The organism is Micromonospora sp. NPDC005220, assembly GCF_040607895.1.
Classification (GTDB): Bacteria; Actinomycetota; Actinomycetes; order Mycobacteriales; family Micromonosporaceae; genus Micromonospora.
Window position 1 is genome coordinate 19,574 of the sequence record NZ_JBEXHP010000081.1, and the last position, 8,326, is coordinate 27,899.

Consider the following 8,326-nt stretch of genomic DNA (forward strand, 5'->3'; position numbering starts at 1 on the left):
GAGTCTGCCGGCGGAGCCATCGTGGCGCCATGACGCCGTACCCACGGAAAGTGACACGGCGTGCCGCTGGTTCCCGGAATGCGTGCCCGGGACGGAGTGCGTCAGTCCTGCGCCGAGTCCAGTTTTCCGGTGGCGGCGAGGCGCTGGTACCAGTGGGCGCTGTCCTTCCAGGTGCGGACCTGGGTGTCGTAGTCGACCCGGATGATCCCGAAGCGCCGGTCGTAGCCGTAGCCCCACTCGAAGTTGTCCAGCAGCGACCAGACGAAGTAGCCGCGCACATCCGCGCCCTGCGCGCGGGCGTCGGCCACCGCGCCGATGTGCCGACGCAGGTAGTCGATCCGCCGGTCGTCGTGGATGCGGCCGTCGGCCGACACCACATCGTCGAACGCCGCGCCGTTCTCGGTGATCATCATGGGCTGGCTGGGGTATTCGCGCCGCAGGCGCAGCAGCAGTTCGGTCAGTGCCGGCGGGTCGATGTTCCACCCCATCGCCGTGTACGGGCCGGGCTGCGGCAGGAAGTCGACGTTCTCCGCGGCGACCCACGGCGTGGACGTCGACGCCCCGTGCCCGTCGGCGTCGGAGCGGGCCGACACCCCGTCCCAGGCCCGGACCAGGGTGCTGGAGTAGTAGTTGACCCCGAGCACGTCCAGCGGCACCGCGATCAGCTTCTCGTCGCCCTCGCGGACGAACGACCAGTCGGTGACGGAGGCGGTGTCGGCCAGCAGGTCGGCCGGGTACTCCCCGTCCAGCATCGGGCCGAGAAACGCCCGGTTCGCCAACGCGTCGATCCGCCGGACCGCGTCCTGGTCGGCGGGCGAGTCGGAGGCACCCCGGACGACGTGCAGGTTCAGCGTCACCGACAGCTCGGCGGACGGAGCCAGCTCCCGGACCACCCGGCCGGCCAGACCGTGCGCGAGGTTGAGATGGTGCACCGCGGCCAGCGCCGCCGCCGGCTCGGTCCGACCGGGCGCGTGCACCCCGGAGGCGTAGCCCAGGTACGCCGAGCACCACGGCTCGTTGAGCGTCGTCCAGGTGTGCACCCGGTCGCCCAGCGCACCGACGATGCCCGCCGCGTACTCCTGGAAGCGCAACGCGGTCTCCCGCACCGCCCACCCGCCGGCGTCCTCCAACTCCTGCGGCAGGTCCCAGTGGTACATGGTGGCCACCGGGCGGACCCCCCGCTCCAGCAGCCCGTCCACCAACCGCGAGTAGAAGTCGATGCCCGCCTGGTTGAACCGGCCCGAGCCGCCGGGCTGCACCCGGGGCCAGGAGATGGAGAACCGGTACGCCCCGAGCCCGAGGTCGGCGATGTGCCCGAGGTCGTCGGCCCACCGGTGGTAGTGGTCGGCGGCCACGTCACCCGTGTCACCGTTGAGAGTCCGACCGGGCGTGTGGCTGTAGGTGTCCCAGATCGACGGCCCGCGCCCGTCCTCGGTCGCCGCGCCCTCGATCTGGTACGCCGCCGTCGCCGACCCCCAGACGAAGCTCTCCGGGAAGTGGTGTCGCGTCATCGTTCCGTCCCCTGGATCTCGCAGATGTAGCCCGTCGAGGCGCCGGCGACCAGTTCGGCACTGGCCGTCCCACCCTCGTAGCGCACGTCGAACTCGGCGCCCGGTCCGTCGCCGGGTGACGGTACCCGTACCCGGGTCCGCTGCCCCTCGGCCGGTGCGTACACCCGCAGCCGCACATCGTCGGACCACTCGTAGTCCGGTCGGTCGGTGCGGGAGCCGAACGGGATGACCGCGCCCGGTCGGGCCAGCACCGGCAGGCTGTCGAAGCCGTGCTTCTCGGTCACCCAGGCCGGGCCGGTGACCTGCGCGCCGGTGACCAGGTGCGTCCAGGTGCCGGCGGGTACGTAGTACGTGACGTCGCCGTCGGCGCTGAGCACCGGCGCGACCAGCACGTCCGGGCCGAGCATGTACTGCCGGTCCAGGTACGCCGTCGCCGGGTCGTCCGGGAACTCCAGGAACATCGGCCGCATCATCGGCGTACCGTCGCGGTGCGCCTCCTCGGCGGCGGCCGCCAGGTACGGCATCAGGCCGAGCTTGAGCTGGGTGAAGTGTCGCAGCACGTCGACGGCCTCGTCGTCGTACGCCCACGGCACCCGGTAGGAGCCGGACCCGTGCAGCCGGGAGTGCGAGGAGAGCAGCCCGAAGGCGACCCACCGCTTGAACACCGCCGGGTCGGGAGTGCCCTCGAAGCCGCCGATGTCGTGGCTCCAGTAGCCGAAGCCGGACGACGCCAGGGACAACCCGCCGCGCAGCGACTCGGCCATCGCGGCGAACGTCGACTCGCAGTCGCCGCCCCAGTGCACCGGGAATTGCTGCCCGCCGGCGGTGGCCGAACGGGCGAACAGCACCGCCTCGCCCTCGCCGCGCTCGGTCTCCAGCAGCTCGAAGACCGCCTTGTTGTAGAGGTACGAGTAGTAGTTGTGCATCCGCTGCGGGTCCGAGCCGTCGTGCCACACCACGTCGGTCGGGATGCGCTCACCGAAGTCGGTCTTGAAGCAGTCGACGCCCATGTCCAGCAGTGCCTTGAGCTTGCCGGTGAACCAGCTGACCGCGTCCGGGTTGGTGAAGTCGACAAGCGCCATGCCGGCCTGCCACTTGTCCCACTGCCAGACCGAGCCGTCCGGGTTGCGCACCAGGTAACCGGCCTCGCGGCCCTCCTCGAAGAGGTACGAGCGCTGCGCGATGTACGGGTTGATCCAGACGCACACCTTCAGGTCACGCTCGTGCAGCCGGCGCAGCATCCCCTCCGGGTCGGGGAAGGTCGCCGGGTCCCAGATGAAGTCGACCCAGTGGAACTGGCGCATCCAGAAGCAGTCGAAGTGGAACACCGACAGCGGCAGTCCGCGCTCGGCCATCCCGTCGACGAACTCGGTCACTGTCTTCTCGTCGTACGAGGTGGTGAACGAGGTGGACAGCCAGAGGCCGTACGACCACGCGGGGATCCGGGCCGGCCGGCCGGTGAGCGCGGTGTACCGGCGTAGCACGTCCTTCGGGTGGGGCCCGTCGATGACGTAGTAGGTCAGCGACTGGCCCTCGACGCTGAACTGGGTCTGCGTGACGACCTCGGAGCCCACCTCGAACGACACGTGCTCCGGGTGGTCCACGAAGACCCCGTAGCCGGCGCTGCTGAGGTAGAACGGCACGTTCTTGTACGCCTGCTCGCTGGCGGTGCCCCCGTCGGCGTTCCAGATGTCGACGGTCTGCCCGTTCTTGACGAACGGGCCGAACCGCTCGCCCAGCCCGTACACCGTCTCACCGACACCGAGGGCGAGCCGTTCGTGCACGTGCCGGCGGCCCTCGGCGTCGGTGACGACGCCGATGCTGCGCGCGGTGGACGCGGTGATCACCCGGTCGCCGTGCAGGAAGTCGACCCGCCAGCCGTCGATCAGCGCGACCCGCGCGGTCAGCTCGCCGGTGGTCAGCGTGGCGCTGAGCCCGGTGACGTCGACGGTGACCGGGTGCGTGTCGTCGGTGCTCAGCCCGAAGTGCGGCTCGCGGGGCAGCCCTCCGGTGTGGTGGGCGATGGTCACCCCGATGACGCCGGGGGCGGGGGAGAAGAACCGGACGGTGACCAGGGGGCGGTTGAGGGTGTCGCCGCGTCCGGTGATCTGACCGGTCGGTGCGAAGACGGTGAAGCCGCGCTCGTCCGGCTCGACCGACTCGACGATGCCGGGTCGCAGGACGCTGACGCCGGGGCGCAGCTGCCAGTACCCGTCGGTGAACTTCACTTCTCGGCTCCTGCCGTGATGCCGCGCGCCAGGGTGCGCTGGAAGATGAGGAAGAAGAGGATGGCCGGCACCAGGCTGATCAGCGCGCCGGCGTTGGTGGTCGGGGCGTCCATCAGCCGGTCGCCCTGCAACGACGCGAGGGCGACCGGAATGGTCTGCGTCTGGTTGTCGATCAGCATGACCAGCGGGATGAGGAACTCGTTCCACGTCCAGATGAAGAAGAAGATGAGCAGCACCGCGAGGGTCGGCCTCAGGTTGGGGAAGACCACCCGCCACAGCACCGTCCACTTGCCGGCGCCGTCCAGTGCGGCGGCCTCCAGCAGCGAGCGCGGAAACGTGCTCAGCACCGAGGCGAGCAGGTAGGTGCCGAACGCGCTCTGGATCACGGTGAAGATGATGATCACCGAGAGCTGGGTGTTGTAGAGGCCGACCTGCTTCGCCACGTAGTACAGCGGGTAGATCAGCGCCTCCTGCGGCAGCATGTTGGCCAGCAGGAAGAGACCGACGATCCACAGCCGGCCACGGACCCGGCCGATGCCCAGCGCGTACGCGTTGAGCAGCGACACGGCCACGCCGAGCACGGCCACGGAGCCGGCGATGATCGCCGAGTTCCAGAACTTGAGCGGGAAGTTCACAGCGGTCCAGTACGTGCGCAGACCCTTGGTGTAGAACTCCGTCGGCCAGCTCAGCGGGCCACCCGACGAGTAGTCCCCGGGCGACTTGAACGCGTTGAGCAGCATGAACGCGAACGGCACCAGCATGACGAGCGCGCCGAGGGTGACCAGGGCGAGCACCACCCAGCGGCTGACGCCGCGGTGGTGTCGATCGCGTACCGGCCGGGCCGGCGTCACCGGTGTGGTGCTCGGTGTGAGCGTGACGACCATGTCAGAACCCCCGGTCCCGGCGCTCGCTGCGGGCCTGCATCCAGATGAAGATCCCGGCCACCACCACGATGATCAGGGTCAGCACCGTGGAGATCGCGGAGCCGTAGCCGACCTGCAGTTTCTTGAAGAACGTGTAGTACGCGAAGTACGACGGCACGTTCGTCGCGTTGTCCGGGCCGCCCCGGGTCAACGCGAAGATCGGCCCGAACACCTTCAACGCGGCGATGGTGCAGGTCAGAGCGACCACGAAGGTCTCCGGCCGGATCTGCGGGAGGGTGATCGCCCGGAACCGGTGCAGCCAGTTCGCGCCGTCGACCTCGGCCGCCTCGTACAGCTCGGGGTCGACCCGCTGCAACGCCGCCATGAAGACGACCACCGGGTAGCCGATCTGCACCCAGATCATCACGGCCATCACGGCCGGCAGGGCGGTGCCCGGGTCGCCGAGCCAGTCGTGGCGGAGCGCGCCGAGACCGACCGCGTCGAGGAGGCTGTTGAACGCGCCGTCGGGGCGGAGGATCCAGCCCCAGACGATGCCGGCCACCACCACGGGCAGCACCTGCGGGAGGTAGAACGCGGCCCGCAGCGCGGCGGCGGTGCGGGGCTTGAACCGGCGGCCGATGACGTCGAAGAGCACCGCGGCGAGCAGCAGCCCGAGCACTGTGGGCACCACCACCATCGCGACGAGCATCCAGACGGTGTTGCGGAACGACGCCCAGAACACGTCGTCCTGCAGCAGCTGCTGGTAGTTGTCCAGGCCGACCCACCGGGGGTCGCCGATCCCGGACCACTTGGTCAGCGACAGATACAGGGTGCCGACCAGCGGCGCGCCGATGACCAGGAGAAAGAGCACCGCTCCGGGGAGCAGGTAGAGCCAGTACGCCGCGTTGCGTCCGCGGCGTCGGCGGCTGGGCGCGGGCGGGGTGGGGGTCGCGGCCGGCGGTGTGGCGGCGACCGTCTCGGAGACTGCCATGGAAGATCCTTCCCGACGGGGCGGGCGGGCGCGCCGGTCGTGCCGGCCGCGCCCGCCGCTCGCCGTGTCACTTGCCGGTGATCTCCTTGACGCCATCGGCGTACGGCTTGGCGATCGTGTCGAGCACCTGGTCGGGCGTCTTCGAGCCGTTGATCAGACCCTGGAAGCCGGAGACCAGCACGTCGTAGTAGCCGGGGACCGGCCAGTCCGGGTAGAAGGCGAGCCCGTCCTGCTTGCTGACCGTGTTGAAGTCCTCGATCAGCTTGCGGTCCTTCGGGTCGCTGATCTTGGACGCGTCAGCGGCCACCGGTACACCACCGTTGTTGCCGATCAGGTCCTGGATCTCCGGACGCAGGGTGATGTCGATGAAGTCGTACGCCAGGCTCTTGGCCTTGCTGTTCTCCGGGACCACCCAGAGGTTGCCGGAGGAACCGGCCTGCAGCGTGTTGCCCGGGAAGAGGAAGGTGTCCCAGTTGGCCTTCATCTCGGTCTTGAACCGGCCGTACCACCAGCTACCCGAGACGATCATCGGAACCTTGCCGCCGATGAAGGCGGTGCCCATGTCCTCGGCCTTGAGGCTGGCCGAGTTCTTCGCGACGTAGCCCTTCTGCACCCACTGGGCGAAGGTCTCCGCGCCGTACTTGAGCGGGTCGGCAGTGAAGTCGACCGGGTTCTTGTAGAGCTGGTAGTTGTCGACGAACTGCCGGTCGCCCTTGGAGAGGGCGAGCTGGTAGAAGAGCTGCCCGGCCGGGTACTCGGCGCCGGCCATGCCCAGCGGGGTGACGCCCTTGCTGACGAAGGTGTCCATCGCGGCGGTCATCTCGGCCATGGTGGTCGGGACCTTCACGCCGTTGCTCCGGAACAGGTCCTTGTTGTAGTAAACAGTGACGTACTCGCCGTAGTTCGGCACACCGAACCACTTGCCGGAGCCCATCACGCCCTTGTCGCTGTACCGGGCGGTGGTCTGCAGGCTGGGGCTGAGCTTGCCGGCCCAGCCGCGCTTGTCGGCCTCACTGCTCAGGTCGGCCAGCAGACCCTGGGAGGAGAGCAGCCCGGCGGTGGCGTTGCCCTTGTTGTACTCCATGATGTCCGGGCCCTCGGACGAGTTGATGATCATGCCCGCGTTCTGCTGGATCTGCTCGAACGCCTTGCGCTCGAAGCGCACCTCGACGCCCGGGTGCTCGGACTTGAAGATCTCGATCGCCCGGTCCCAGCCGACCCCCATGGCGCTGTTCTCGCTCTCGTAGTGCCAGAGCTTCAGAACCTTGGCGTCGCTGTTGTCCCCGTTGTCGCCACCGCCGCAGGCGGCCACGGTGGTCGTCGCGGTCGCCGCCAGGGCGATCGCGGCGACAAGCCGGTGGAATCGCTGCATTACCATCCTCCTCGTTGAGTACTAGCCGGTACTTCACGGGGCCCGTCGTCGCGTTGCAGCGCGGCGGCGGGCCATTTACTTGTCGGCCCCCACGGGCTGGCGGCTTCGTGGCGCGGCGGTCGAGCCCCGGATCTCCAGCGCGCACGGCAGCAGTTGCTGGTGACGAAGGTCTGCTGGGCCGTCCAGGTGGCGGGTCAGCGCCTCGATCGCGATCCGGCCGAGCGCCGAACCGGGTGACGTCATCGCGGTCAGCGCCGGGGTGGCCAACTCGGCGACCTGCGGCGAGGTGACCATCGAGACGACGGAGACGTCGTCGGGCACCGACAACCCGCGGCCGGTCAACTCGCCGAGGATGCCGAAAATCGCCGTCTCGTTCATGGCCAACACCGCTGTCAACTCCGGGGCCTGCGCGAACGCGGCGGCCAGCGCGGCCCGCCCGCCGGCGGCGCTGTCCTCGGCCGCGATCATCACCGGCTCCAGGCCGTGCCCGGTCATCGCCGCGGTGAAGGCGTCCCGGGTACGCAGCGCGGGCCCGTAACCGGTGGCCAGCGTGGCGGCCGAGTGGTTGACGTAGACGATCCGCCGGTGCCCGAGGCCGACCAGGTGCGCGACGGCCTCCCGGACGGTCTGATCGAAGTCGATGTCGACGTAGGAGAGCGTGCTGGTGTCGCCGGTGCGGCCGATCAGCACCAGCGGAACCCCCGCCTCCTGGAGCACGGTGACCCGCTCGTCAGCCAGCTGGACCTCCATCAGCACGACCCCGTCGAGCATCCGCTGGCTGGCCAGCCGACGCAGGTCGTCGAGGTCGCCCCCGCCGACCGGCGAGAGCACCAGGTGGTAGCCGGCGGCGCTGGCCGCGGCGGCGGCACCGGTGACGAAGGCGGTCTCGGTGGCGCCGAGGCCGCGTTCGTCCATCGGCATCAGCAGGCCGAGGATGCGGCTGCGGCGACTGGCCAACCCTCGGGCCATCGCGTTTGGCTGGTAGTCGAGCTGCGCCATCGCGGCGAGCACCTTGTTGCGGGTTGCCTGCGAGATCGGCCGGGTGCCGGTGAGCACGTACGAGACGGTGCTGACCGAGACCTGGGCGAGGCGGGCGACGTCGTGCATGGTGGCCACCGCACACCTCCTCCGGCCTGGGGTGGGACCGCTCCCGAGACTTCGTCGAAGCGTTTCGACGAAGCGGTTCGACAGGACGCTAGGCCACCTGTTACGGCGACGTCAATAGCCGATGTCGAAAAGACTTCAACGGTCCCGTGAGGCCCTCACCCAGCCCGCGCCCCCTCCGCGCCGCGCCCCGTCCGCGCCGCGCCCCGTCCGCGCCGCGCCCGCGCCGCGCCGCGCCCCGCCCGCCCCGCGCCGCG

Annotated in this window: 6 protein-coding genes; all 6 read right to left on the bottom strand. The window is 69.8% G+C overall.

Features of this window, described 5'->3' with window-relative positions:
* Window positions 1-101 precede the first annotated feature (101 nt).
* A complete protein-coding gene (locus ABZU52_RS24080; RefSeq protein ID WP_354973238.1) occupies window positions 102-1,511 on the bottom strand; it encodes a GH1 family beta-glucosidase in 1,410 nt (469 codons plus the stop codon).
* Window positions 1,508-3,739: an alpha-xylosidase gene (gene yicI, locus ABZU52_RS24085; protein WP_354973239.1), complete on the bottom strand. Its 2,232-nt coding sequence runs from the start codon at window positions 3,737-3,739 to the stop codon at window positions 1,508-1,510. Before yicI ends, ABZU52_RS24080 begins: the two co-directional genes overlap by 4 nt.
* Window positions 3,736-4,623, bottom strand: a complete 888-nt coding sequence (locus ABZU52_RS24090) for a carbohydrate ABC transporter permease (protein ID WP_354973240.1) — start codon at window positions 4,621-4,623, stop codon at window positions 3,736-3,738. Before ABZU52_RS24090 ends, yicI begins: the two co-directional genes overlap by 4 nt.
* A 1-nt stretch (window position 4,624) precedes the next feature.
* Window positions 4,625-5,593, bottom strand: a complete 969-nt coding sequence (locus ABZU52_RS24095; protein ID WP_354973241.1) for a sugar ABC transporter permease — start codon at window positions 5,591-5,593, stop codon at window positions 4,625-4,627.
* Between the two features lie 67 nt (window positions 5,594-5,660).
* The gene (locus ABZU52_RS24100) at window positions 5,661-6,965 is read right to left on the bottom strand and encodes an extracellular solute-binding protein (protein ID WP_354973242.1); all 1,305 of its coding nucleotides are present in this window, start codon (window positions 6,963-6,965) and stop codon (window positions 5,661-5,663) included.
* 75 nt (window positions 6,966-7,040) lie between these two features.
* Window positions 7,041-8,072: a LacI family DNA-binding transcriptional regulator gene (locus ABZU52_RS24105; protein WP_354973248.1), complete on the bottom strand. Its 1,032-nt coding sequence runs from the start codon at window positions 8,070-8,072 to the stop codon at window positions 7,041-7,043.
* Window positions 8,073-8,326 lie beyond the last annotated feature (254 nt).

Coding starts and splice junctions, on each gene's coding strand:
- ABZU52_RS24080 (WP_354973238.1), bottom strand. CDS start 1,511: ATGACGCGACACCACTTCCCGGAGAGCTTCGTCTGGGGGTCGGCGACG.
- ABZU52_RS24090 (WP_354973240.1), bottom strand. CDS start 4,623: ATGGTCGTCACGCTCACACCGAGCACCACACCGGTGACGCCGGCCCGG.
- ABZU52_RS24095 (WP_354973241.1), bottom strand. CDS start 5,593: ATGGCAGTCTCCGAGACGGTCGCCGCCACACCGCCGGCCGCGACCCCC.
- ABZU52_RS24100 (WP_354973242.1), bottom strand. CDS start 6,965: ATGCAGCGATTCCACCGGCTTGTCGCCGCGATCGCCCTGGCGGCGACC.
- ABZU52_RS24105 (WP_354973248.1), bottom strand. CDS start 8,072: ATGCACGACGTCGCCCGCCTCGCCCAGGTCTCGGTCAGCACCGTCTCG.